General features: G+C 71.1%; 22 protein-coding genes. 15 read left to right on the top strand and 7 right to left on the bottom strand.

Translation table 11 applies throughout. The features are described from left to right. Position 1 precedes the first annotated feature (1 nt). From AB0K17_RS11745 to AB0K17_RS11730, 4 genes are all read left to right on the top strand, one after another. The gene (locus AB0K17_RS11745) at positions 2-1,804 is read left to right on the top strand and encodes a cytochrome c biogenesis protein ResB (protein ID WP_365982850.1); all 1,803 of its coding nucleotides are present in this window, start codon (positions 2-4) and stop codon (positions 1,802-1,804) included. Further along, positions 1,801-2,880, top strand: a complete 1,080-nt coding sequence (ccsB, locus tag AB0K17_RS11740; RefSeq protein WP_365968344.1) for a c-type cytochrome biogenesis protein CcsB — start codon at positions 1,801-1,803, stop codon at positions 2,878-2,880. Before AB0K17_RS11745 ends, ccsB begins: the two co-directional genes overlap by 4 nt. A gap of 120 nt (positions 2,881-3,000) precedes the next feature. Then, the gene (locus tag AB0K17_RS11735) at positions 3,001-3,558 is read left to right on the top strand and encodes a Uma2 family endonuclease (protein WP_365968345.1); all 558 of its coding nucleotides are present in this window, start codon (positions 3,001-3,003) and stop codon (positions 3,556-3,558) included. Between the two features lie 37 nt (positions 3,559-3,595). After that, on the top strand, positions 3,596-4,120 hold the full coding sequence (locus tag AB0K17_RS11730; RefSeq protein ID WP_365982849.1) for an SRPBCC domain-containing protein: 525 nt from the start codon (positions 3,596-3,598) through the stop codon (positions 4,118-4,120). 38 nt (positions 4,121-4,158) lie between these two features. Here the strand turns inward: AB0K17_RS11730 and AB0K17_RS11725 are convergent, their stop codons facing one another. Beyond that, positions 4,159-4,452 carry a PLD nuclease N-terminal domain-containing protein gene (locus AB0K17_RS11725; protein WP_365968347.1) on the bottom strand — a complete coding sequence of 98 codons (294 nt, stop codon included), beginning with the start codon at positions 4,450-4,452 and terminating at the stop codon, positions 4,159-4,161. Positions 4,453-4,562: 110 nt separating this feature from the next. Here AB0K17_RS11725 and AB0K17_RS11720 point away from each other — a divergent pair, with 110 nt between their 5' ends. Then, positions 4,563-6,014, top strand: coding sequence for a menaquinone biosynthesis decarboxylase (locus AB0K17_RS11720; protein WP_344438385.1), 1,452 nt, complete (start codon positions 4,563-4,565; stop codon positions 6,012-6,014). Positions 6,015-6,093: 79 nt separating this feature from the next. Further along, entirely contained in the window at positions 6,094-6,999 is a 906-nt protein-coding gene (gene mqnP, locus AB0K17_RS11715; protein ID WP_365968348.1) for a menaquinone biosynthesis prenyltransferase MqnP, read from the top strand. Between the two features lie 73 nt (positions 7,000-7,072). On the opposite strand, the gene AB0K17_RS11710 is transcribed toward mqnP, so the two are convergent. Beyond that, complete coding sequence (locus AB0K17_RS11710) at positions 7,073-8,149, bottom strand: hypothetical protein (protein WP_365968349.1); 1,077 nt, start codon at positions 8,147-8,149, stop codon at positions 7,073-7,075. Positions 8,150-8,378: 229 nt separating this feature from the next. Between AB0K17_RS11710 and AB0K17_RS11705 the strand changes: the two genes are divergently transcribed. Further along, on the top strand, positions 8,379-9,068 hold the full coding sequence (locus AB0K17_RS11705) for a UbiX family flavin prenyltransferase (protein ID WP_365968350.1): 690 nt from the start codon (positions 8,379-8,381) through the stop codon (positions 9,066-9,068). Here the strand turns inward: AB0K17_RS11705 and AB0K17_RS11700 are convergent. After that, positions 9,065-9,196: a hypothetical protein gene (locus AB0K17_RS11700; protein ID WP_365968380.1), complete on the bottom strand. Its 132-nt coding sequence runs from the start codon at positions 9,194-9,196 to the stop codon at positions 9,065-9,067. The two genes, AB0K17_RS11705 and AB0K17_RS11700, sit on opposite strands and share 4 nt — an antisense overlap. Positions 9,197-9,337: 141 nt before the next feature. On the opposite strand from AB0K17_RS11700, the gene AB0K17_RS11695 reads away from it, so the two are divergent. The 6 genes from AB0K17_RS11695 to AB0K17_RS11670 all read left to right on the top strand — a co-directional run bounded on the left by AB0K17_RS11695 (position 9,338) and on the right by AB0K17_RS11670 (position 16,032). Further along, complete coding sequence (locus tag AB0K17_RS11695; RefSeq protein ID WP_126914801.1) at positions 9,338-9,793, top strand: Lrp/AsnC family transcriptional regulator; 456 nt, start codon at positions 9,338-9,340, stop codon at positions 9,791-9,793. Between the two features lie 80 nt (positions 9,794-9,873). Beyond that, positions 9,874-11,037 carry an aminofutalosine synthase MqnE gene (gene mqnE / locus AB0K17_RS11690; protein WP_365968351.1) on the top strand — a complete coding sequence of 388 codons (1,164 nt, stop codon included), beginning with the start codon at positions 9,874-9,876 and terminating at the stop codon, positions 11,035-11,037. An 80-nt stretch (positions 11,038-11,117) separates the two neighbouring features. Continuing rightward, positions 11,118-11,399 (top strand): DUF4229 domain-containing protein, encoded by a 282-nt coding sequence (locus tag AB0K17_RS11685; RefSeq protein WP_365968352.1) that lies wholly within the window; start codon positions 11,118-11,120, stop codon positions 11,397-11,399. A 197-nt stretch (positions 11,400-11,596) separates the two neighbouring features. Beyond that, positions 11,597-12,925 (top strand): dicarboxylate/amino acid:cation symporter, encoded by a 1,329-nt coding sequence (locus AB0K17_RS11680; RefSeq protein WP_365982848.1) that lies wholly within the window; start codon positions 11,597-11,599, stop codon positions 12,923-12,925. Between the two features lie 246 nt (positions 12,926-13,171). After that, positions 13,172-13,819: a TetR/AcrR family transcriptional regulator gene (locus AB0K17_RS11675; protein ID WP_365982847.1), complete on the top strand. Its 648-nt coding sequence runs from the start codon at positions 13,172-13,174 to the stop codon at positions 13,817-13,819. 338 nt (positions 13,820-14,157) lie between these two features. Then, a complete protein-coding gene (locus tag AB0K17_RS11670) occupies positions 14,158-16,032 on the top strand; it encodes an AMP-binding protein (protein WP_365982846.1) in 1,875 nt (624 codons plus the stop codon). Positions 16,033-16,060: 28 nt separating this feature from the next. On the opposite strand, the gene AB0K17_RS11665 is transcribed toward AB0K17_RS11670, so the two are convergent. Continuing rightward, positions 16,061-17,212, bottom strand: a complete 1,152-nt coding sequence (locus AB0K17_RS11665) for a lipase family protein (protein ID WP_365982845.1) — start codon at positions 17,210-17,212, stop codon at positions 16,061-16,063. Between the two features lie 85 nt (positions 17,213-17,297). Continuing rightward, entirely contained in the window at positions 17,298-18,386 is a 1,089-nt protein-coding gene (locus AB0K17_RS11660; protein ID WP_365968357.1) for an AraC family transcriptional regulator, read from the bottom strand. Positions 18,387-18,527: 141 nt separating this feature from the next. Between AB0K17_RS11660 and AB0K17_RS11655 the strand changes: the two genes are divergently transcribed. Continuing rightward, positions 18,528-20,300, top strand: a complete 1,773-nt coding sequence (locus AB0K17_RS11655) for a long-chain fatty acid--CoA ligase (RefSeq protein WP_365982844.1) — start codon at positions 18,528-18,530, stop codon at positions 20,298-20,300. A gap of 103 nt (positions 20,301-20,403) precedes the next feature. Here the strand turns inward: AB0K17_RS11655 and AB0K17_RS11650 are convergent, their stop codons facing one another. Beyond that, the gene (locus AB0K17_RS11650; protein ID WP_182313849.1) at positions 20,404-20,607 is read right to left on the bottom strand and encodes a cold-shock protein; all 204 of its coding nucleotides are present in this window, start codon (positions 20,605-20,607) and stop codon (positions 20,404-20,406) included. Positions 20,608-20,890: 283 nt separating this feature from the next. Here AB0K17_RS11650 and AB0K17_RS11645 point away from each other — a divergent pair, with 283 nt between their 5' ends. After that, positions 20,891-21,745, top strand: coding sequence for a menaquinone biosynthesis protein (locus tag AB0K17_RS11645; RefSeq protein ID WP_365968359.1), 855 nt, complete (start codon positions 20,891-20,893; stop codon positions 21,743-21,745). A 43-nt stretch (positions 21,746-21,788) separates the two neighbouring features. Here the strand turns inward: AB0K17_RS11645 and AB0K17_RS11640 are convergent, their stop codons facing one another. Then, positions 21,789-22,757 carry an alpha/beta hydrolase-fold protein gene (locus AB0K17_RS11640; protein ID WP_365968377.1) on the bottom strand — a complete coding sequence of 323 codons (969 nt, stop codon included), beginning with the start codon at positions 22,755-22,757 and terminating at the stop codon, positions 21,789-21,791. Positions 22,758-23,323: the final 566 nt, after the last annotated feature.

Here is a 23,323-nt window from a genome sequence, read left to right as displayed (position 1 = left end):
GATGGCCAAGACGAACGGCCCCGCCGGCACCGACGCCGGCACCGAAGCCGGCCCGGACGCCGCTGACGCGACGGAGACCGTGGACACGACGGCCGCCGCGGCCGCCGCGCTGTCCACGGCGCCCGTCGACGACGACGCCGAGGGCGGCCGCGCCGTACCCGGCTCCTTCGGCGGCGTCCGCCGGCCCGGCGTGCTCGGCGCGCTGGCCTGGGCCGGGCGCGAGGCGCTGGGCTGGGTGCGCTGGTGCTGGCGGCAGCTGACCTCCATGCGGGTCGCGCTGATCCTGCTGTTCCTGCTCTCCCTGGCCACCGTCCCCGGCTCCCTCGTGCCGCAGACCGGCGTCGACGAGCTCAAGGTCGAACAGTGGCGCGGCAAGCACGGGACGCTCGCGCCGATCTACGACAAGCTCGGGCTCTTCCACGTCTACAGCTCGGTGTGGTTCTCCGCGATCTACATCCTGCTGTTCGTCTCCCTGATCGGCTGCATCGTCCCGCGCACCTGGCAGTTCGTCGGCCAGCTGCGCAGCCGCCCGCCGGGCGCGCCGCGCCGGCTGACGCGCATGCCCGCGCACGCCACCTGGCACACCTCCGCCGAGCCGGAGCAGGTGCTGGCGGCCGCCGAGCGGCTGCTGCGCCGACGACGCTTCCGCGTCGAGCGCGCCGCGGACTCCGTGGGCGCGGAGAAGGGCTACCTGCGCGAGGCGGGCAACCTCCTCTTCCACGTCTCGCTGATCGTGATGCTGGTGGCCTTCGCCTCCGGCCAGCTGTTCAAGTCCGAGGGCGGCAAGCTGGTCGTCGAGGGCGACGGCTTCTCGAACACGCTCACGCAGTACGACGACTTCAAGTCCGGTTCGCTGTTCAGCGCCGACGACCTCGATCCGTTCGGGTTCCGGCTCGACAGCTTCTCCGGGTCCTACGAGCGCACCGGCCCGCAGAAGGGCACCCCGCGCGACTACGCCGCCCACATCACGTACTGGGACGGGCCCGACGGCACGCCCCGCAAGGCCACGGTCAAGGTCAACGAGCCGCTGGAGACGGCCGGCTCGAAGGTCTACCTCATCGGCCACGGCTACGCGCCGATGGTCACCGTCCGCGACGGCAAGGGCGACGTGGCCTTCCGCGGCCCGATGCCCTCGCTGCCGCTGGACAGCAACGTCACCGAGACGTCCGTGCTGAAGGTGCCCGACTACCGGGACAAGGACGGCAAGGAGTCCGACCTCGGCTTCAAGGGCAACTTCGTGCCCACGCTCGACCTGCGGTCCGGCACGATGCTCTCCCAGTTCCCGGCGCTGGACAATCCGCGCCTGGTGCTGACCGCCTACCGGGGCAACCTGGGCCTGGACTCGGGCGTGCCGCAGAGCGTCTACCAGCTCGACGACTCCAGGATGAAGCAGTTCGCCGACCCCGACGGCTCGAAGTTCGCGCAGATCCTCAAGGTCGGCGACACGATGACGCTGCCGGAGGGGGCGGGCACGCTGCACTTCGACGGCATCCGGCAGTGGGCGACCTTCCAGGTCTCCCAGAAGCCCGGCAACGGCCTCGCGCTGGCCGGCGCGGTCGGCGCCCTGGTGGGCCTGGCCGGCTCGCTGTTCGTCCAGCGCCGCCGCGTGTGGGTGCGGGCCCTCGCCGGCGAGGACGGGCGTACGGTCGTGGAGCTGGCGGGCCTGGCCCGCAGCGAGTCCGCCCGGCTGCCCGAGGAGCTCGCCGCGCTGGCCGCCGGCCTGCAGCCCCACGCGCCGCCCGTCGCCCCCGAACCCGGCACCCCAGCCGACACAGCCGAACCGTCCGAAGGAGCGCGCGCGTGACCCTCGCGGCTGCAACCAACGAGAACCTGGCCCACATCAGCAACTGGCTGGTCTATTCGGCCATGGCCGTCTACACCCTCGCCTTCCTCGCGCACATCGCCGAGTGGGTCTTCGGCAGCCGCAGCGCCGTCGGGCGCACCGCGGCGGCGATCACCGCCGAGGCGGCCGCGGCCCCCGCGGTGAGCGTGACGGTCAAGCAGTCCGGCGGCGGCACCGCCGTCCTGGAGCGGCCCAAGGTCGTCACCCGGTCGGCCCCCGGCAGCCGGGACGTCCCCGACGGCCCGGGCGCGGCCGGCACCAGCGAGAAGGGCGACCTCTATGGCCGCATGGCCATCTCGCTGACGGTGCTCGCCTGGGCGCTGCACGCCGGTGGCGTGCTCACCCGCGCGCTGTCGGTGCAGCGGGCCCCGTGGGGCAACATGTACGAGTTCTCGACGACGTTCGCGATGGTCGCGGTCGCCGTCTACCTCGCGCTGCTGGTGGCGAAGAAGAACATCCGCTGGCTGGGTCTGCCGCTGATCACGACGGTCCTGCTGGACCTGGGCCTGGCCGTCTCGGTGCTCTACACCGCCAGCGACCAGCTGGTGCCGGCCCTGCACTCGTACTGGCTGTGGATCCACGTCTCCTGCGCCATCCTCTCCGGCGCGGCGCTGTACGTGGGTGCGGTCTCGACGTTCTTCTACCTCTTCCGCGACGGCTACGAGGCCCGGCTCGCGGAGGACCGCCCCCTGCGGAAGATCGACAACGTCCTCTCGCGACTGCCCTCGGCGGCGACGCTCGACAAGTTTGCCTACCGCATCAACGCCACCGTCTTCCCGCTGTGGACGTTCACGATCATCGCGGGCGCGATCTGGGCCGAGGCCGCCTGGGGCCGCTACTGGGGCTGGGACCCCAAGGAGGTCTGGTCCTTCATCACCTGGGTCGCCTACGCCTGCTACCTCCACGCCCGCGCCACCGCCGGCTGGAAGGGCCGCAAGGCCGCGATCCTGGGCCTGCTGGCCTTCTCCTGCTACCTGTTCAACTACTACGGCGTGAACATCCTGCTGAGCGGCAAGCACTCGTACGCGGGGGTGTGAGTCCGCAACTGTACGGCCGCACGAAGGGCCCGCCTCACCCATTCGGGGGAGGCGGGCCTTTGTGCGAGTGTGAGGGCCGACGGATTCTTAGACTCGGAGATCCAGCTCGGGAGGTGCCGGATGGCGACCATGGAGGACTCGACCACACTCGATGAGATGTTCGCGCTCATCGAGGCCATGAACGTGCCCGCTGGGTATCGAGCGGAGATCATCGAGGGGGAGATCGTCCTGAATCCGCAGCGCGACGTGCACTCCATGATCATCAGGCTGTTCAGTCGTGCCCTGGAGGATGTACGAGGCTTCGACTACCCCGGCATCCTCTGGGACGTTCGGGTCGACTTCCCCGGCTGCCTCAACGGCTTCGCCCCCGACCTGGCACTCGTCAAGGAGGGCGCCGAGAAGGAGAAGGGCCTCTACCGGTACCAGGACCTGGAGCTGGTGGCCGAAGTCGTCTCCCGGAGCAGCCGACGTGATGACTTCGGGTCGAAGCTGAAGACGTACGCCGTGGCCGGAGTGCCCACCTATGTGATCGCCGACCCCAAGACCGGTCTCGTACACGTCTTCCACGCGCCTCGCGACGGCGAGTACACCGACGAGACGACCTACACCTTCACCAGCAAGTTCACCCTCCCGTTCCCTGAGATCGTCGTCGATACAACGGCCTGGCCCCGCGACTGACGCGCGCCCCGCGCCTGACCGTGTTAAAGGTGGACCCATGGAGATCCCCTCCCCCTACGGCGCGGCCGAGTCCCGGGGCGACATCCACACGCTGCGCTACGAGCTGTCCATCCCGTACCCCGTCGACGAGGTGTGGGACGCGATCGCCACGCCCGAGGGGCTGCCGGCGTGGCTGGCGGTCGCCGAGCCGTTCGAGCAGCGCGAGGGCGGGGCCATCACCCTGCGGTGGCAGAACACCGACGCGCAGGGGAACGCCACTGTCGCGCCCGGGCGGGTGACGGCGTGGCAGCCGAAGCGGGTGGTGGAGTACACCGTGGAGATCCACGGGCGGATCCGCTTCGAGCTGGAGCCGGGGCCGCTCGGGGTCGGCGGCACGCTGCTGCACTTCACCAACGAGATGACCGGCACCGAGGACGTGCGGCTGGACTGCCTCGCGGGCTGGCACCACCACTTCGAGTACCTGCTGCAGGCCCTCGGCGGAAACCCGGCCGACTGGTCGGCGTGGACGACGGAGCGGTGGCAACAGCTGCGGGACGAGTACCGCGGCGAGCGGGGCGCCTAGGTCGTGTCCGGCGGATCCGCAGCGCCCCGAAGGGGCGCCTAGCGCTGCGGGCCCTCGTCCTCGTCGCGCTTGAGCGAGCGCAGGAACTCGGGGTTGTCGTCGGGCGCCACCCAGCGGCCGCCGCCGCCGGCCGCGCGGCGGGTCGCGGCGCGCGGGCGGCCGGCGATCAGCCAGGCGACCGGGCCGAGCAGCACCTCGCCGAAGAGCAGGATGATCAGCACCCAGGCCATCTTCGGCAGGTTGCGTACCTCGTCCTCCGGCGTGTTGAGGCAGTCGATGAACGCGTAGATCCACAACGCCAGTACCAGCAGGAACGGCAGATACCTCAGCATCGGGAAGCCCCCCGGAGTACGGCATGGACACGGCGCGGGAGCGGCGTGCGCGGGCCGCCGGAGCGGCCCCGTGACCGCTCCAGCCTAGTGCGTGCTCGATACTGGAACGCATGGCTTACGACGATCTTCGCTCCTTCCTGCGGGCCCTGGAGCGCGACGGCGATCTCAAGCGCATCACGGCCGAAGTCGACCCGTACCTGGAAATCGGGGAGATCGTCGACAGAGTGAACAAGTCCGGCGGGCCGGCGCTGCTCTTCGAGAACGTCAAGGGCGCCTCGATGCCGCTCGCGATGAACGTCTTCGGCACCGACCGCCGCCTGCTGAAGTCGCTCGGCCTGCGCTCGTACGACGAGATCGGCGAGAAGATCGGCGGTCTGCTCAAGCCGGAGCTGCCGCACGGCTTCACCGGGGTGCGCGAGGCGTTCGGCAAGCTGGGCGCGATGGCCCATGTGCCGCCGCGCAAGATCAAGGACGCCCCCGTCCAGGAGGTCGTCCTCACCGGCGACGACGTCGACCTGGAGCAGCTGCCGGCGCTGTTCACCTGGCCCGAGGACGGCGGCTCCTTCTTCAACCTCGGCCTGACCCACACCAAGCACCCCGAGACCGGCGTGCGCAACCTCGGCCTGTACCGCCTGCAGCGGCACGACAAGCGCACCATCGGCATGCACTGGCAGATCCACAAGGACAGCCGCAACCACTACCAGGTCGCGGCCAAGCGGGGCGAGCGGCTGCCGGTCGCCATCGCCTTCGGCTGCCCGCCGGCGGTGACGTACGCCTCGACGGCGCCGCTGCCCGGCGACATCGACGAGTACCTCTTTGCCGGCTTCGTCCAGGGCAAGCGCATCGACATGGTCGACTGCAAGACGGTGCCGCTGCAGGTGCCGGCCAACGCCGAGGTCGTCCTGGAGGGCTGGCTGGAGCCGGGGAAGATGCTGCCGGAGGGGCCCTTCGGCGACCACACCGGCTTCTACACGCCGCAGGAGGACTTCCCCGCGCTGACGATCGACTGCGTGACGATGCGGCGCCGGCCGCTGCTGCAGTCCATCGTCGTGGGCCGGCCGCCGACGGAGGACGGCCCGCTGGGCCGGGCCACCGAGCGGTTCTTCCTGCCCCTGCTGAAGATCATCATTCCGGACATCGTGGACTACCACCTGCCCGAGGCCGGCGGCTTCCACAACTGCGCGATCGTCTCGATCGACAAGAAGTACCCCAAGCACGCCCAGAAGGTCATGCACGCCATCTGGGGCGCGCACATGATGTCGCTGACCAAGCTGATCGTGGTCGTCGACGCCGACTGCGACGTCCACGACCTGCACGAGGTGGCCTGGCGGGCGCTGGGCAACACCGACTACGCCCGCGACCTGACCGTCGTCGAGGGCCCGGTCGACCACCTCGACCACGCCTCGTACCAGCAGTTCTGGGGCGGCAAGGCGGGCATCGACGCGACCGCCAAATGGCCCGAGGAGGGCTACACGCGTGACGGCGGCTGGCCGCACATGGTGGAGTCGGACCCGGAGACATCCGATCGAGTGACTCGGCGCTGGAAGGAGTACGGGCTGTGACACAGGCCGTCAACATGGGATGCGGCAGCGCGAAGCCGGGGTTTCCCCGCTTCCGCGGGGGTGAACCGGGGTACGGGCTGTGAGCACCGCTGCCGCCGCCGTGCCGCAGCCCGGGCGGACCCGGGCCTTCCTGCGCCTCGTGATGATCGAGCACTCGGTCTTCGCGCTGCCCTTCGCCTACATAGCGTCGCTGACGGCGATGTACTTCAAGAACGGTCACATCGGCTGGTGGCGGCTGCTGCTGGTGACCGTCGCCATGGTGGGCCTGCGCACCTTCGCCATGGCCTGCAACCGCATCATCGACCGCGAGATCGACGCCCGTAACCCCCGCACCGCCGGCCGCGAGCTGGTCACCGGCGCGGTCTCGGTGCGCTCGGCGTGGACGGGCGCGCTGGTGGCCGTCGTCTTCTTCCTGGGCGCCGCCGCCCTGCTCAACCCGCTGTGCCTGGCACTGGCCCCCATCGCGGTGATCCCGATGGTGGTCTACCCGTACGGCAAGCGCTTCACCGACTTCCCGCACGCGATCCTGGGCCTGGCCCAGGCCATGGGCCCGGTCGGCGCATGGCTGGCGGTGACGGGCTCCTGGTCGTGGGACGCGGTGGTGCTGGGCCTGGCGGTGGGCGTGTGGATCGGCGGCTTCGACCTGATCTTCGCCTGCCAGGACGTGGCGGCGGACCGCGCACACGGGGTGAAGTCCACCCCGGCCCGCTTCGGCATCCCCGCGGCTCTCTACGGCGCCCGCGCGTGCCACGTCGTCACGACGGCCCTGCTGGTCTGGTACGCGCTGCTGACGCACGCAGGGGCGTTCTTCTGGACGGGTCTGCTGGTGGTGGCCGCGGCGTTCGTCTACGAGCACTCCATCGTCACGCCGCGCGACCTGTCCCGGTTGAACCGGGCCTTCTTCACGGTGAACGGTTTCATCGGCATCGCCCTTTTCCTGTGCGCGCTGCTGGACCTGCTGGTGCGGGGCCTGGGCGTGGCCTGACGGGCGCATCGCGTACGACGAGAGGGCGGCACCCCCACCGGGGTGCCGCCCTCTCGTGTCGTTACGGGGACGGTCAGACGTCCTTGCCGTCCTTGCCCGCGCCCATGGCGAACATGGCGGCGCCCATCAGGTCCTGCGGCTTGAGCTCCTTGGCCCCGGCCGGGGCCGTGAGAGCGGCGGCGCCGTCCTTGAAGGTGATGGCGATCGGCAGCGGGCCCTGGAGCTTGTCCTCGCCCTTGGCGTCGTCGTTGAACTGGGCGGCGTCCAGGCTCAGGCCGGCGAGCATGCCGTCCTTGATCGACAGGTCGAAGACGAGGTTCTTGTCCTTCTTCTTGTCGAGCTCGTCCAGGTCCTTGTCGAGCTTGTCCAGGGACGGGGCCTTGGCGCCGAGCTTGTCCTTGAGCGGCTTGAGGCCCTCGGCGAAGTCCTTGGCGACCTTGTTCGCCGGGACGGTGGCGGTGACGTGCTCGACGCCGTTCTTCTTGCCCGCGTCCTTGACCTCGGCGTTGTCGACCAGGGCGCGCTGCAGGACCTCGTAGACCTTCTTCTGGGTCTCGGGGTCGGGCTGCGTGCTCTTTCCGCTGCCGGACTTGTCCATCGACTTGGCGAATTCCTCGAGAGTCGCCTTGTCGAGGCTGACCCACTCGCCCTTGAGGGCGTTCTTGGCGCCGCCGAGCGAGTCGGGGAGCTGGTCGGCCTGCCGGATCAGCTTCTCCATGGCCTTGCCCTCGGCGTCGCCCGAGCCGGGCTTCTTGCCGTGCTTCTCGGCGAAGGCCATGACGGCCTTGAGGTCGACACGGAAGTAGCTCTTGTTGTCGAGCTGACGCGCCTCGAGGACCGGCTTGCCGCTCTCGCCCAGCTGCATCCCGTACTTGAAGCTCTTGTCGTCCGCCTTGGCGTCCTTCAGGGCCGTGTCGGAGCCGAAGGAGTAGTCGAGCTTCATCTTGGCGAGCATCGCGGCGTCGTCACGGGTGAAGTCGTCCTGGCCCTGCATGGCCTTGAAGATCTGGTCGGCATTGGCGTCGAATCCGATCTCCAGGGAGAGCGACTTCTGCTTGCCGAGCTTGTCGAAGGCCTGCTTGACCTTGGCGGCCGTGCTGAGGCTGTTGCTCGGGTCGCAGGCCGTGGAACCCGCGGCGATGATCGCCACGACGCCGGCGGCGGCCAGAGCCTTTCGCGTGGTGTGGATGGTGCGCTCCCCCGTAGACGGAACTTGGCAAAAGATAACTAAAGTGCAAAACGATCGATCATGTCAAAGCTCTTTCACGACATCCTGACAGGGCTCAACTCTCCCTTCGCACAGGCCCCCTGCGTCACCGCTCCCCGGCCGGACCGCCTGGTCAGGCCCGCAGCGGGAGGCGCCGGATAGGCTCGGGGGCGTGGAGCCGTACGAACACACAACGCAGCGCCGGCCCTGGGTCGTGGGGGTCTCCGGTGCATCCGGGACGCCGTACGCCGCGGCCGTCGTGCGGGGACTGCTGGCAGCGGGGCAGGCGGTGGACCTCGTGGTCAGCCGGGCCGCGCGGCTGACGCTGCTGGACGAGACCGGCATCCGCTTCCGGGACGCGCACTGGCAGGAGGACCTGCGCAGCTGGCTGGCCCTGGGGGCGGACGGCAAACCGCACGCCTTCGACGCGGACGTCTCGGACGTGCGGTACTGGGCGGCCGGTGATCTGGCCGCGGGTCCCTCGTCCGGGTCGTACCCCGTGCGAGGGATGCTGATCGTGCCCGCGAGCACCGCCTGTGTGGCCGGTGTGGCGCTGGGATTGTCGAAGGACCTGCTGCAGCGGGTGGCGAGCGTGACGCTCAAGGAGCGCCGGCCGTTGATCGTCGCGGTGCGGGAGACGCCGCTGAGCGGGCAGACGTTGCGCCAGCTCGTGGCGCTCGACGACGCGGGAGCCGTGGTGCTGCCCGCTTCGCCGGCGTTCTACGCGGGGGCGACGCACATCCAGGATCTGGTGGACTTCGTCGCCGGGCGGGTGCTGGACGCGGCAGGGGTGCCGCACCGGCTGTACCGCCGTTGGGAAGGAGAGCTCGGTGGTGCGAGTGGTGCTCGCGAGAGCGGTTAGCGCTTCTTGCCGCGCGCCAGGCGGATCTTGGAGGCGCGACGGGGAGCGGCGGGCTGGTGGGCACGCGAGCGGTTGGCCAGGTCCTGCAGCTCGCGCATACGGGCGTAGGCCATCTCGATCGAGTACACGGGTGCTTCACTCCTGAGAGATCGAAGGATCGTCGTTGATTCGCCGATCCTGTGAAAGATTTACGGGGTCTGGCGCCCCGTACGCCTTAGATTCTACACGTAAACCGGCGAGATCGCTGATTATTTGAAAGGTTCCAGGCTATGGACGCGGTGGACAGGCAGCTCATCCAGGCGCTGCGGGAGAACGGCCGGGCCTCGTACGCCGAACTGGGCAGGCTGGTGGGCCTGTCCGGGCCGAGCGTCACGGACCGGATCAACCGCCTGGAGGCGGCCGGTGTCATCACCGGCTACCGGGCGACCGTCAACGCCGCCTCGCTGGGCCTGGGCGTCACCGCCCTGATCGGCATCCAGCTCTCCGACGCCGCCGACCACGAGGACGTGGCGCGCCGGCTGCGCGACCTGGAGGAGATCGAGGACTGCTGGTTCATCGCCGGCGACGACTCCTACATGCTCAAGGTCCGCGTCGGCGACGTCGACGGGCTGGAGCGCACCATCCGCCGCCTGTCCGGAACCAAGGGCGTCAGCCGCACCCGTACCACCATCGTGCTGTCGACCAAGTGGGAGAACCGGGTGGGAGAGCTGCCCGAGGACGTCTGAGGGCAGGGGAGTAGGCTCGATCCGGTTGCGAGGGGACAACCGGACCGAACCTTGCCGGATGTAGCGAAAGAGGCGGACGCATGGACGCTGGGCTCAAGCGCGAGCTCGAGGAAAAGGTCTTCGCCGGTGAGCGGCTGACCCGCGAGGACGGCATCGCCCTCTACGAGTCCGACGACCTCGCCTGGCTCGGCGGACTCGCCCACCACGTCCGGACGAGGAAGAACGGCGACGTCGTCCACTTCAACGTCAACCGGCACCTCAACATGACCAACGTGTGCACGGCCTCGTGCGCGTACTGCTCGTTCCAGCGCAAGCCGGGCGAGAAGGACGCGTACACGATGCGCATCGAGGAGGCCGTGCGCCTGGCCAAGGCCATGGAGAACGAGAACCTCACCGAGCTGCACATCGTCAACGGCCTGCACCCCGCGCTGCCCTGGCGCTACTACCCCCGCTCGCTGCGCGAGCTGAAGAAGGCGCTGCCGAACGTCTCGCTCAAGGCGTTCACCGCCACCGAGATCCACCACTTCGAGAAGATCTCCGGCCTGTCCGCCTCCGAGATCCTCGACGAGCTGATCGACGCCGGCCTGGAGTCGCTGACCGGCGGCGGCGCGGAGATCTTCGACTGGGAGGTCCGCCAGCACATCGTCGACCACGAGACCCACTGGGAGGACTGGTCGCGCATCCATCGCCTGGCGCACTCCAAGGGCCTGAAGACGCCCTGCACCATGCTCTACGGGCACATCGAGGAGCCGCGCCACCGCGTGGACCACGTCCTGCGGCTGCGTGAACTGCAGGACGAGACCGGCGGCTTCCAGGTCTTCATCCCGCTGCGCTACCAGCACGACTTCGTGGACATGAAGGACGGCAAGGTCCGCAACACCCTGCAGGCCCGCACCAGCATGGCCACGGGCGCCGAGGCGCTGAAGACGTTCGCCGTCTCCCGGCTGCTGTTCGACAACGTCCCGCACGTGAAGGTCTTCTGGGTCATGCACGGTGTGCAGACCGCCCAGCTCGCCCTGCAGCACGGCGCGGACGACATGGACGGCTCGGTCGTCGAGTACAAGATCACGCACGACGCCGACAACTACGGCACGCCCAACAAGCTCACCCGGGACGACCTGCTGGAGCTGATCCGCGAGGCCGGCTTCCGCCCGGTCGAGCGCAACACGCGCTACGAGGTCATCCGCGAGTACCCCGGCCCCGACGCCTCGCTGCGCGAGACGCCGCAGCCGATGCGTGCGTGACCGGTACGCGGGGGGCGTGTTTGACTGGATGCGGCCCGTCGGGCCGTCCGTGAGAAGTGCTGGAGAAGAAGGTCCCGCCCGTGAGTAGCCAGAAATACGCCTCGCTCCGTTACACCGCCCTGCGTATCGGCCTGCTCGTCGCATGCTTCGCCGTCGTGTGGGTGCTGTGCTACGTCCGCCTCGTCCCGCTCGGGGTCGGCGGCTCCAACATCTTCTGGATGCTGCTGCTCGCCCTGATCATCTCGGCGCCGCTGAGCCTGGTGCTGCTGCGCAAGCAGCGCGACGCGATGTCGGAGCAGATCGTCGACCGCGTCGACCGGGCGAAGGCGAAGATGGCCGCCAACGCCGGCCAGGAGGACTAGGACCGGAGGCAACGGGAGGGGCAAATCGCCCTTTTCGTGTAACTCTCCTCACATCGCGCCTCGCTCGCGCCCTGCGCCCCGCCGTGGAAGCACCGCTCCACGGCGGGGCGCAGGCGCGTCCCGGGGCGCTTTTTGCATGCCCGCGCCTCAAAGTCAACCTTTGGGGTGCTCAAAGCATGAGTGTTAGGGTGACCGGCATGTCCACGTCCCCGTCTCCCGCCGCCACCCCGCGCGGCCGCACCGCCCGCTTCCCCTCCATACCCTTCTGGGCCCAGATCCTGCTCGGCCTGGTCCTGGGCGCCCTGCTCGGCTGGGTCGCCCGGAGCGGCGACATCGGCTGGCTGCAGACCACCCTGGCCAAGACGGGTGACCTGTTCATCCAGCTGCTGATGGTCGTGGTCGCCCCGCTGGTGTTCTTCGCCATTCTGGTCTCGATCACCAATCTGCGGAACGTCTCCAACGCGGCCCGGCTGGCCACCCGCACCCTGCTGTGGTTCATGATCACGTCGCTGATCGCGGTCGTCATCGGCCTCACCATCGGCCTGCTCACCGACCCCGGCTCGGGCACCGGCCTGACCGCCGCCGACGGCGCCGACCCGAAGAAGAAGGGCTCCTGGCTCGACTTCCTCACCGGCATCATCCCCACCGACGTCATCACGCCCTTCACCGAGCTGAACGTCCTGCAGATCGTCTTCATGGCCGCGGCCGTCGGCATCGCCGTCCTGCAGGTCGGCGAGAAGGCCCGCCCGCTGCTCACCCTCAGCGAGTCCGTCCTCGAACTGCTGCAGAAGGTCCTGTGGTGGGTCATCCGGCTCGCCCCGCTCGGCAGCCTCGGCCTCGTCGGCAAGGCCATCTACAAGTACGGCTGGGACCTGCTCGGCAAGTACGCCACCTTCACCGCCGACATCTACGTCGGCTGCGCCCTGGTGCTGTTCGTCGTCTACCCCGTGCTGCTGGCCACCGTCGCCAAGGTCAACCCGCTGCGCTTCTTCCGCGGCGCCTGGCCCGCCATCCAGCTGGCCTTCGTCTCCCGCTCCTCGGTCGGCACCATGCCGCTGACCCAGAAGGTCACCGAGCGGCTCGGCGTGCCCAAGGAGTACGCCTCCTTCGCGGTGCCCTTCGGCTCCACCACCAAGATGGACGGCTGCGCCTCCATCTACCCGGCCATCGCAGCGATCTTCGTCGCCCAGGTCTTCGGCGTCCACCTCGACGTGCGCGACTACGTCCTGATCGCCTTCGTCTCCGTCATCGGCTCCGCCGCCACCGCGGGCCTGACCGGCGCCACGGTCATGCTGACCCTGACCCTGTCGACGCTGGGCCTGCCCATGCAGGGCGTCGGCCTGCTGCTGGCCATCGACCCGATCCTGGACATGATGCGCACCGCCACGAACGTGGCCGGTCAGTCGGTGATCCCGATCATCGTCGCCGCCCGGGAGAAGATCCTCGACCGTGAGGCGTACGACACGGCCGACGGCTCCAAGCTCGACGCCGACCCCGAGCCCCGGCCGGCCCTGGCCACCGCCTGAGCTCCTGCCATACCCTGCGCCCCCGGTTCCGCCTGCGGAACCGGGGGCGGCTGCGTGGTGCCGCCCGGACCCGATGGCGTGATCCCCGCCCTTGACGTGCCGCAAGTCTGTGATATTACCTGCCGGTAGCGTGACGGGGGAGGGAGGGTTTTTGTCATGACGGTCGCGAGTGACGCACAAACCGTTCAGGCCGCGCCGGCCCCGGGCCCCGCCGGACGCAGGCGCGCAGGGGGGAAGGTGCGGCGGATGCCGCGCGAGGTGCGGGAGCGGCAGATGCTCGACGCCGCCGTGGAGGTCTTCGCCCGGCGGGGGTACGGGGCGGCCTCGATGGACGAGATCGCCGAACTGGCCGGGGTCTCCAAGCCGTTGGTCTACCTCTACCTGCAGTCCAAGGAGGAGCTCTTCGGCGCCTGCATCCGGCGCGAGGCACACGCCCTGATGGAGGCGGTCACAGCGGCCGTCGAGCCCGACGACCCGGCGGACGCCCGGTTGTGGAACGGGCTGCGCGCCTTCTTCGCGCACACCGCCGACCACCCCGACGGGTGGGCGCTGCTCAGCTGCCAGGCCCGTACGCACGGCGAGCCGTTCACGCCGGTCGTGGCCGAGCTGCGGCAGCAGATCGTGGACCTGGTCACCCGGCTGATCGCCGCGACCTGCGAGGGCGCCGGGAAGGCCGGGGCGCCGACCGACCACGAGGTCTCCGGCCTCGCGCACGCGCTGGTGGGCGCCGCCGAGTCGCTGGCCGGGTGGGCCAACTCGCCGACGGCCGCGCCGCAGCCGTCGGCGAAGCAGACCGCGGCGACGCTGATGGACGTCGCCTGGGTGGGCCTGGAGAACCTCGTCGCCGGGCGCCGCTGGTCGCCCACGTCCCCTCCTCCGGAGGACGCACCGTAGGGCTGCGGGGTGCCGTGCGTCGACTGCGGGCCGTCGGTGGCCGATCGCGCCCGCGCGGCGGCAGCCGCAGATCGGTACTGCCCCGCGCCCCTACGGGGCGCCGTCGGCTAGTGCAGTGCCCCGTCAGGGGCGCGGGGAACTGCGCGACAAGCCACGACGCGCAGTTCCCCGCAGAGGGGGGCCGTGTCGCGCCCGCGCGGCGGCAGCCGCAGGTCGGACTGTTCCGCGCCCCTACGGGGCGCTCTGGTGGGGCGCTCGGGCGCGGGCGTACATTTGCGGCCACGTCCTACCGCCGGGTAGGCCGATCTCGCATGTGGGTCTTTGAACAGGAGCCGCACATGTCCGCATCCGTGCCACCCCGCACCACCACCGTTGCCGGCGTCGTACGGGAGGCGGCCGCGCCGGCCCTGGTGGCGCCCGTCCTGCACGGTTCGCTGGGGGACCTGCCGTTCGACAACGCCGAGGCCGACCCCTGCTTCGTCGCACTCGGCCGCAAGGAGGCCGGCGGGCTGTGGCGCGAGGTCACCTCGGCCCGCTTCGCGGCCGAGGTGCGCGCCGTCGCCAAGGGGCTGGTCGCGCACGGCCTGCGTCCGGGCGACCGGCTGGCGCTGATGGCCCGCACCCGCTACGAGTGGACGCTGCTGGACTTCGCCGGCTGGGCGGCGGGCCTGGTCACCGTGCCCGTCTATCCGACGTCCTCCGCCCGGCAGGTGCACTGGATACTGAAGGACTCCGGGGCCGCGGCGTGTCTGGCGGAGACCACGGAGCAGGTGCGGCTGATCGCCGCCGCCCGCCCGGACCTGCCGGCGCTGGCCCACGTGTGGCAGTTCGACGCGGGCGCGGTCGAGCGGCTGATCGCCGCCGGGCGGGGACTGCCGGACAGCGTGATCGACGAACGGCGCGCCACCCGCGGTCCGGAGGACATCGCCACCCTCGTCTACACCTCCGGCACCACCGGCCGCCCCAAGGGCTGCGTCCTGACGCACGCCAACTTCTTCGCCGAGGTCGACAACGCCACCGAGCTGCTGCACCCGGTCTTCCGTACCTTCAGCCGCCGGCCCGCCTCGACCCTGCTGTTCCTGCCGCTGTCCCACATCCTGGGGCGCATGGTGGCCGTCGGCTGTCTGCGCGCCCGGGTGCGGCTGGGGCACACCGCATCGATGGACGCCGACGACCTGCGCACCGATCTGGCCGCTTTTCGGCCCACGTTCCTGCTGGCGATCCCCTACGCGCTGGAGAAGATCTACAACACCGGCCGGGCCACGGCCGAACGCATGGGCCGCGCCGCGGTGTTCGACCGCGCCTGCGGCGTCGCGACCCGCTACGGCCGGGCGCTGGCCGCGCGGCAGCACGGCACCGGGCCGGGGCCGGACCTGCGGCTGCGCGCCGCCCGCGCGCTGTACGACCCGCTGGTCTACCGGCGGGTGCGTCAGGCGCTCGGCGGCCGGGTCCGCCACGTCATCAGCGGCGGCTCCCCGCTGGGGGTGCGGCTGACCGCGTTCTACGCCGGCGCCGGCATCGAGGTCGTCGAGGGCTACGGGCTGACGGAGACCACCGCGGCCAGCACCCTGACCCCGCCGGACGCCCCGCGTCCCGGCACGGTCGGCCGGCCGCTGCCGGGCAGCGCCGTGCGCATCGCCGACGACGGCGAGGTGCTGCTGCGCGGGGCGCATGTCTTCGCGGGCTACTGGGACGGGGAGAAGGAGGAGGCGGTCCGCGAGGGCGAGGGGGAGTGGTTCGCCACCGGCGACCTGGGTGCCCTCGATGCCGACGGCTATCTGACGATCACCGGCCGCAAGAAGGAGATCATCGTGACGTCCGGGGGAAAGAACGTCGCCCCGGCGCCGCTGGAGGACCGCGTGCGGGCCCATGCGCTGGTGGAGCAGTGCGTGGTCGTGGGCGACGACCGGCCGTACGTCGGCGCCCTGATCACCCTGGATCCGGACGGGCTGGAGCACTGGGCCCGCATGCACGGCCTGGACGGCGTGCCGGCGGAGGAACTGGTCCACGACGCGGGCCTGCTGGCCGAGGTGCAGGCGGCGGTGGACGAGGCGAACGAGGGGGTTTCGCGGGCGGAGTCGATCCGGCGGTTCGTGGTGCTGGAGGGGGAGATCTCCGAGCGCAGCGGCCATGTGACGCCCTCGCGCAAGCTGAAGCGGGAGGTCATCGCGCGGGACTTCGCGCAGGTGATCGCCGGGTTGTACGAGCGCTGAGCGCGCCCGTACGACCCGGCGGCGGGCGTCAGCAGTTGCCGTCGGTCGGCCGACCGGCGAAACGATCCGCCAGCCAGTTCGCGGCGGGTATCGCCGCGGCGACGGCGCCCGCGACGTGTTCGGCCAGCGGCAGGGACTTCCACTGGACGGTGGCGCCCTTGGCACACCACTTGGCGCGCAGCCCGGCGCCGACCTCGTAGGGGATCAGCTCGTCGGTGACGCCGTGGTAGAGGTACACGGGGTGGTCGGGGGCGTGGGTGCCGAGGTCGGAGGAGCGCAGGGCGCGCTGCCAGTCGCCCTCCTTCAGCGGGTTCCTCACGGTCACGTCGGCGATCCTCTTGAAGAGGCCGGCGGCGACGTCGACGACGACGCAGTGCTGCTTGAGGTAGTCGATGGAGCGACGGCCCTCGTTGTTGAGGTACCTCTCCAGGTGCAGCTCGGGGAAGGCCGCGTTCTGGCCGGCCGCGGCCATCAGGATCAGGCCGGCGCCGACGTTGCCGTCGTTGAACTCGGCCGTCCTGAGCAGGTCGGCGGGGACGCCGCCGGCGGCGGTGCCGCGCACGTCGAGCTCGGGCGCGTACGAGTCGTGCAGTTCGGCGGCCCAGCTGCCGGCCTGGCCGCCCTGGGAGTAGCCCATGATGCCGACCGGGGACGCGCCGAGCCCGGCCTGCGGCAGCCGTCGGGCGGCCCGGGCGGCGTCGAGGACGGCCCGGCCCTCGGCGGGGCCGACGGAGTAGGTGTGGTCGCCGGGGGTGCCCAGGCCCTCGTAGTCGGTGACGACGACGGCCCAGCCGCGGGCGGTGAGCAGCTGGATGAGGTTGGCCTCGACCGTCGTGCCGTACGGGAAGCCGGCGGAGGGGGCGCAGTGGTCGGCGAGGCCGACGGTGCCGACGGCGTAGGTGATCAGGGGGCGCGGCCCGGTGCGGCCGTCCTGGGGGACGATCACGGTGCCGGAGACGACGTTGGGCGTGCCCTTGGCGGTGGTGGAGCGGTAGGTGATGTGCCAGGCGCGGGTGTTCGTGGGCTGGCCGGGCAGGGGGTGGAAGGAGGTGGGGGCGGCGCTGACGATGTCGCCGGGGGACCCCGTGGCCGTCCCGGCGGCCGTGGCGGTGCCGCCCGCCAGGCCGAGGGCGGCGGTCAGGGCGGCGAGGGCGGTGAGTGCTCTGGTGCGCAGGCGCATGCGGCTCTCCCGACGTCCATGGGATGGTGTTCGGTTGGGGTGTGACCGTAGTGACCGGTGAGTAAGGGGGCGCTGGCCGGGACGCTCAGCTTTCCTGACCGTGGTGGTCGGCGCTCTGCCGGTGGGTGCGCACGGCGCCGCGCAGCCGGTAGGCCCCCGGCGTGGTGCCCGTCCAGCGGCGGAAGGCGCGGTGGAAGGCGGTGTCCTCGGAGTAGCCGAGGCGGGCGGCGAGTTCGGCGATCGGTTCGCGGCCCTCGGTCAGGTGGGCCAGGGCCGCCTCCCGGCGCACCTGGTCCTTCAGCCGCTGGTAGGAGGTGCCCTCCTCCTGCAGCCGGCGCCGCAGCGTCGCGGGGCTCACCGCGAGGCGGGCGGCGAGCTGGGCGACCTCGGGCAGCCGGGCGGGCCGGCCCTCCCGCAGGGCGTGGACGAAGGCGCGGCGCACCTGTTCGGCGACAGTGACGGCGGCGGCGGGCCCGGGCCGGCCGATGAGGCCGGCGGGGGCCCGGCGCAGCAGCTCGCGCAGGGCCTCCTCGTCGCGCACGACGGGTGCGGTGAGGTGGCGGGCGTCGAAGGCGGCGGCCGCCGCGGGGCCGCTTCCGGGGCGGCCGAACCGTACGGGGCAGCCGAAGACCAGGGCGTACTCGGCGGTGTACGGGGGCGGGGGGCAGGCCAGGCGCACCCAGCGCAGCGGCAGGGGCCGGCCGGTCAGCCAGCTCGCCAGCCGGTGGAAGACCACCAGCGCGCTCTCGGCGAGGAACCGGCCCTCCGGGCGAGCGCCCAGGTCGCCCCGGACGGCGAACACCGCCTCCCCGCCGTGCCGTTCGAGGACGAGGTCGGGGCCACCGGGGAAGAGCCCGTAGAAGCGGGCCGCGCGGCGCACGGCCGCGCCCAGGTCCGCACAGCCCACGCACAGGTGGCACATCATGGCGAACGTGCCCGGCCGGCTGGGGGCGGACCCCAGGCCCAGGAACTCGTCGCCCGTGGCCGCGTGCAGCTCGCGCACCAGGTGGGCGAAGCGCTCGGGTGCGACGCGCGCGGCGTCGTCGCCCAGCAGCAGCGGCGGGATGCCGGCGCGCTGCAGCAAGGGCGCGGTGTCGATGCCGAGCCGGCGGGCGCCGCCGAGGGCGGCGCGGACGTGGTGCACGGTGACCGAGCGGCTGCCGATGCTCCCCATGCCCGAACGGTAGCGGCGGGTGAGCGCCAAGGTCAGTGGTGCTGACGCTTCCGGTCATCCCTGCGGGCCGGGCGCGGTGCCTAGCGTCGCCGTAGTCCCCCTTTTACGTCCGTATGCGGCAAGCAGCCCGTCCCAGGAGGCATGATGCGTCTGCAACGGCCCGATACGCTCGCGGAGTTCACCGAGTGGACCGGGGAGCTCTTCGGCGCGCTCCCCGCGCTGCGCCACCGCCGGCACGGCGGGGAGTGGACCGAGACGGGGCACCATCAGCTGCGCGAGAGCGTACGGGAGATCGGGCGCGGGCTGATCGGCCTGGGGGTGGCGCCCGGCGACCGGGTGGCGATCCTGTCGGAGACGCGCCCGGAGTGGACGCAGGGCTTCTTCGCGGTGCTGGCCGCCGGCGCGGTCGTGGTGCCCGTCTACCCGACGGCCGGGCTGGAGGAGCTGGCCTGGGTGCTCGGCGACTCGGGCGCCTCCGTCGTGATCTGCGAGGACGCCGCGCAGGCGGAGCGGATCGCCGTGGTGCGGGAGCGGCTGCCGGCGCTGCGGCACGTGGTCCTCCTCGACGGCGGCCCCGGCGACGTGCGGCTCGCGGAGCTGCCGGACCGGGCGCCGCTGGCCGCGCTGCGGGCCCGTGCGACCGCGCGCCGGCCCGAGGACCTGTGCATGATCGTCTACACCTCGGGCACCACGGGCCTGCCCAAGGGCTGCCGGCTCACCCACGGCAACATGGTCTCCAACAACGACGCCACCAGCGGCCTGACCGAGAGCGCCCCGGGCGACGTGACGTACCTGTACCTGCCGCTGGCGCACATCATGGGACAGCTGGTGCAGCTGTCGGCCCTGCGCCAGGGCGGCACGCTGTGCTACTTCGGCGGGCGGGTGGAGGACGTCGTCGCCGAGCTGGCCGAGGTGCGGCCCACGCACCTGCCGTCCGTGCCCCGCCTGTTCGAGAAGGTGCACGCGGGCGTCCTCGCCCGGGCCGAGGCCGCCGGCCCGGACGGCAGGGCGCGGCTGGAGGCCGCGGTGCGCACCGGGCTGGAGATGGCCGAGGCCGAGGAGCGCGGGGTCAAGCCCCACGACGAGCTCACGGTGGCCTGGCAGGAGGCGGAGGAGCGCGTCTTCGCGCCCGTGCGGCAGCTCTTCGGCGGCCGGCTGCGCTGGGCGCTGACGGGGGCCGCCCCCATCGCACCCCAGACCGTGGACCTGCTGCGCGCCTGCGGGATAGGGATCTTCGAGGGGTACGGGATGACCGAGGCCGCCGGGGTGGTCACCCTCAATCACCGGGCGGCCGTGCGGTACGGCACGGTGGGGCGGCCGGTCGCCGGCTGCGAGCTGCGCATCGCGGACGACGGCGAGGTGCTGGTCCGCGGGCCGGGGGTGTTCGCCGGCTACCACGGCGACGCGGCCGCGACCGCCGCGGCCGTCGACGCGCAGGGGTGGCTGCACACCGGCGACGTCGGCAGCCTCGACCAGGACGGGTACCTGAGGATCACGGGCCGCAAGAAGGACCTGATCATCACCTCCAGCGGCAAGAACCTCGCGCCCGCGCCCGTGGAGGCCGCGCTGCAGCAGTCGCGGTGGGTCTCCCGTGCGGTCATGATCGGCGACCGCCGTCCGTACCCGGTGGCGCTGCTGACCCTGGACGCGGAGGAGATCGCGGCCTGGGCCGCCCGGGAGGGCGTGGTGTTCGGCGCCGCGGGGCCCGCCGGTCACCCGGAGGTGCGGCGGCTGTGCCGGGAGGCGGTGGACGCGGCCAACGAGCGGATCTCCCGGCCGGCCCGTATTCGCGCCTTCGCGATCCTCCCCGAGGACTTCTCGGTCGCCACCGGAGAGCTCACACCGACGCTGAAAATGCGCCGCGCGGTGATCGAACGGCGGTACGCCGCGGAAATCGCCGAAATGTACGAATGAAACCGGTGGGGAAGGGCAGGGAAAGGCCTGGGAAAAGGCAGGAGCCCCGCCCCCGCCGAAGCGGGGCAGGGCTCCTTGGAGCGGATCCCGGAGGATCCTGAAATCACGCCGGGGTGACGTTCTCCGCCTGCGGGCCCTTCGGGCCCTGCGTGACGTCGAAGGTCACCGGCTGGTTCTCCTCGAGGGAGCGGAAGCCGGAGGCGTTGATCGCGGAGTAGTGGACAAAGACGTCGGGGCCCCCGCCGTCCTGGGCGATGAAGCCAAAGCCCTTTTCAGCGTTGAACCACTTCACGGTTCCGGTAGCCATAAGCCCTCCTTGGGCCAAAGGGTTGCCCTGCTCCAGAACCTGCAAAGGAGTCTGAAAACTACAAAAGCCTGCGGGTCACATGCTCCGCAGGCTCTGTACTGCAAGGGAAACCAAACTGCAACTTGCGGCGAGCCTAGCACGCGAGGTTCTTCCGGGGAAGGAGTCGAAGATCACGCGTGTGGCGGGTTTTCCGGGCCCGGCACCCGGAAAAGATCGCAGGTCGGGCACTGCCGCACGGCACCCCGGTCCGACGGCCCGCGATCGCCGGGGCTAGCCTCCGGATGTGGACAATTCAGCCTCACCGGCCCGCCCCCGCGTGGGCCACATCCAGTTCCTCAACTGCCTGCCCCTGTACTGGGGCCTCGCCCGGACGGGCACGCTGCTCGACCTCGACCTGACCAAGGACACCCCGGAGAAGCTCAGCGAGCGGCTGATCGCCGGGGACCTGGACATCGCGCCGGTCACCCTCGTCGAGTTCCTCAGACATGCCGACGAGCTCGTCGCCCTGCCGGACATCGCGGTGGGCTGCGACGGCCCGGTGATGTCCTGCGTGATCGTCTCGCAGTTGCCGCTGGACCGGCTGGACGGGGCGCGCGTCGCCCTGGGCTCCACCTCCCGCACCTCCGTGCGCCTGGCGCAGCTGCTGCTCGCCGAGCGCCACGGCGTCCACCCCGAGTACTTCACCTGCCCTCCCGACCTCGGCGCGATGATGCAGGAGGCCGACGCCGCCGTCCTCATCGGCGACGCCGCGCTGCGGGCCTCCCTGCACTACGCCCCCAGGCTCGGGCTGGAGGTGCACGACCTCGGGCAGATGTGGAAGGACTGGACGGGCCTGCCGTTCGTCTTCGCCGTCTGGGCGGCCCGCCGCGACTACCTGGCCCGCGAGCCGCACCTGGTCTCCCAGGTGCACCGGGCCTTCCTCGCCTCCCGCGACCTGTCGCTGAAGGAGGTCGGCAAGGTCGCCGAGCAGGCGGCCCGCTGGGAGGCCTTCGACGCCGAGCTGCTGGAGCGCTACTTCACGACGCTGGACTTCCGCTTCGGCCCGCAGCAGCTCGCCGGCGTGACGGAGTTCGCCCGCCGCACCGGCCCGAGCACCGGCTACCCGGCCGACGTCCGGGTGGAACTGCTGAAGCCCTGACCCCTCGGGGAGGGATCAGGGCTTCGGGCCGGGGCGTGCGCGATCAGGAGGAGGGCGTGGGGCCTTCCATGTGCTGACTGATGTACTGGATCAGGCCCTCGCCCATGTTCGGCACGTACGTCTTGGCGTTGTGCTTGCCGCCGGGGATCTCCCGCAGCATCGTGTGCACCGGCCCCTTGCCGTACTGCGCCTGGAACTGCTTGACCTGGCTCATCACGATCGGGGGCTCGGCGGTGCCGACCTGGAAGGCGACGTAGACGTCCGGGCCCTTGGTGTCGATCAGGTGCTGGGCGAGCTTCTGCGGGTTGTTCTCCTGCTTCTCCTTCTCGTGCCCGTTCCACAGCGGGGAGTCGGGGACGATGTCGGGGCCGGAGGCGATGACGGCCTTGAACTTGTCCGGGTGCTGCAGCACGGCCTTGAAGCCCGCGAAGCCGCCGGAGGAGGAGCCCATGAAGCACCAGCCGTCACGCGACTTCAGCGTGCGGAAGTTCTGCTTGATCAGGTCCGGGACGTCCTCGGACAGCCAGGTGCCCATCTTCGGCTGGTTGGGGATGTCGCTGCCGTCGTAGTAGTGCTTGTCGTCCGGGTTCAGGATCGGCATCGCCAGGATGAACGGCAGGGACTTGCCCTCCTGGGACCACTTGCTGATGCTCGACTGGAGGTTGAGGTCGGTGCCCATCCAGTAGTTGTTCGGGTAGCCGGGGCCGCCCGGGAGCGCGATCATCACCGGGAAGCCGCTCTTGGCGTACTTCGGGTCCTTGTACTGCTTGGGCGCCCAGACCCAGACCTTGCCCGTGAAGCCCGACTTCTTGCCCGTGATCGTCACCACGCCGATCTCGGTGCCGTCACTGAGCGTGTTGGCGTTCTTGAACTGTGCCGCCGGGCCCGTCGGCATCAGCGTCTTGGAGTCCGCGGCCTGGGCGTCGGTGCCGCCCGCCTGACCACCGCCGTTTTTGTTGTCCTGACCGAAGCTGACCGGGTCGCCCTTCTTCGAGAAGGGACCGATCTCCATGTACTTCAGGACACCGCCGGTGATCAGCCCGAGTATCGCTATGGACGCCGCCACGATCACCCAGATCTTGGCGCGCGACGCACGGCGCCGGCCCTGCGACTGGTACTCCCCGTCGGGGTCGTGGTCGCCGTGGCCGTGCGGCGGCCAGCCGCCCGGGCCACCGCCCTGGCCGTAGCCGTCGTACGACTGCTGGGGCGCCCGACCGTAGCCGTCCGGCTGCCGACCGTAGCCGCCCTGGCGGCCGTAGCCGTCGGCCTGTGGGTAGCCACCCCCCTGGGGGTAGCCACCGCCCTGCTGGTACCCCGCGTCGGGCCGGTAGCCCCCGCCTGGTGAGTGCGTCATCGCGTCGCTCCGGATGATGATGCTGCTGCCCCGAAGGACATGACGGTTCGTTCCGCCCTAGGGGATGGCCGAACGACGGTGCGAGGTTCCTGGGGCGACCCGTGAATTGAGTCATAACTTCGCATCAGGGCCGGAAGGCCCGCGTCCGGGGAGGGCGAAAGGCCCGATGCCGCCTTTGTCGCCCCCGTGACCGCGGCCCAAAGCCCTCGACTAGGCTGGCGGCA

This window comes from Streptomyces sp. NPDC049585, from assembly GCF_040675615.1.
Classification (GTDB): domain Bacteria; phylum Actinomycetota; class Actinomycetes; order Streptomycetales; family Streptomycetaceae; genus Streptomyces; species Streptomyces luteosporeus.
The sequence above is the reverse complement of the archived record's forward strand: the minus strand, read 5'-3'. Positions and strand labels throughout refer to the sequence as shown.

What these genes read in the sequence shown, in the direction of transcription:
- AB0K17_RS11670 (WP_365982846.1), top strand. Translation starts at nt 14,158, where the DNA reads ATGTCCGCATCCGTGCCACCCCGCACCACCACCGTTGCCGGCGTCGTA.
- AB0K17_RS11745 (WP_365982850.1), top strand. Translation starts at nt 2, where the DNA reads ATGGCCAAGACGAACGGCCCCGCCGGCACCGACGCCGGCACCGAAGCC.
- AB0K17_RS11660 (WP_365968357.1), bottom strand. Translation starts at nt 18,386, where the DNA reads ATGGGGAGCATCGGCAGCCGCTCGGTCACCGTGCACCACGTCCGCGCC.
- AB0K17_RS11720 (WP_344438385.1), top strand. Translation starts at nt 4,563, where the DNA reads ATGGCTTACGACGATCTTCGCTCCTTCCTGCGGGCCCTGGAGCGCGAC.
- AB0K17_RS11665 (WP_365982845.1), bottom strand. Translation starts at nt 17,212, where the DNA reads ATGCGCCTGCGCACCAGAGCACTCACCGCCCTCGCCGCCCTGACCGCC.
- AB0K17_RS11675 (WP_365982847.1), top strand. Translation starts at nt 13,172, where the DNA reads ATGCCGCGCGAGGTGCGGGAGCGGCAGATGCTCGACGCCGCCGTGGAG.
- AB0K17_RS11650 (WP_182313849.1), bottom strand. Translation starts at nt 20,607, where the DNA reads ATGGCTACCGGAACCGTGAAGTGGTTCAACGCTGAAAAGGGCTTTGGC.
- AB0K17_RS11655 (WP_365982844.1), top strand. Translation starts at nt 18,528, where the DNA reads ATGATGCGTCTGCAACGGCCCGATACGCTCGCGGAGTTCACCGAGTGG.
- AB0K17_RS11735 (WP_365968345.1), top strand. Translation starts at nt 3,001, where the DNA reads ATGGCGACCATGGAGGACTCGACCACACTCGATGAGATGTTCGCGCTC.
- AB0K17_RS11730 (WP_365982849.1), top strand. Translation starts at nt 3,596, where the DNA reads ATGGAGATCCCCTCCCCCTACGGCGCGGCCGAGTCCCGGGGCGACATC.
- AB0K17_RS11725 (WP_365968347.1), bottom strand. Translation starts at nt 4,452, where the DNA reads ATGCTGAGGTATCTGCCGTTCCTGCTGGTACTGGCGTTGTGGATCTAC.
- mqnE (WP_365968351.1), top strand. Translation starts at nt 9,874, where the DNA reads ATGGACGCTGGGCTCAAGCGCGAGCTCGAGGAAAAGGTCTTCGCCGGT.
- AB0K17_RS11695 (WP_126914801.1), top strand. Translation starts at nt 9,338, where the DNA reads ATGGACGCGGTGGACAGGCAGCTCATCCAGGCGCTGCGGGAGAACGGC.
- AB0K17_RS11640 (WP_365968377.1), bottom strand. Translation starts at nt 22,757, where the DNA reads ATGGAGATCGGTCCCTTCTCGAAGAAGGGCGACCCGGTCAGCTTCGGT.
- AB0K17_RS11680 (WP_365982848.1), top strand. Translation starts at nt 11,597, where the DNA reads ATGTCCACGTCCCCGTCTCCCGCCGCCACCCCGCGCGGCCGCACCGCC.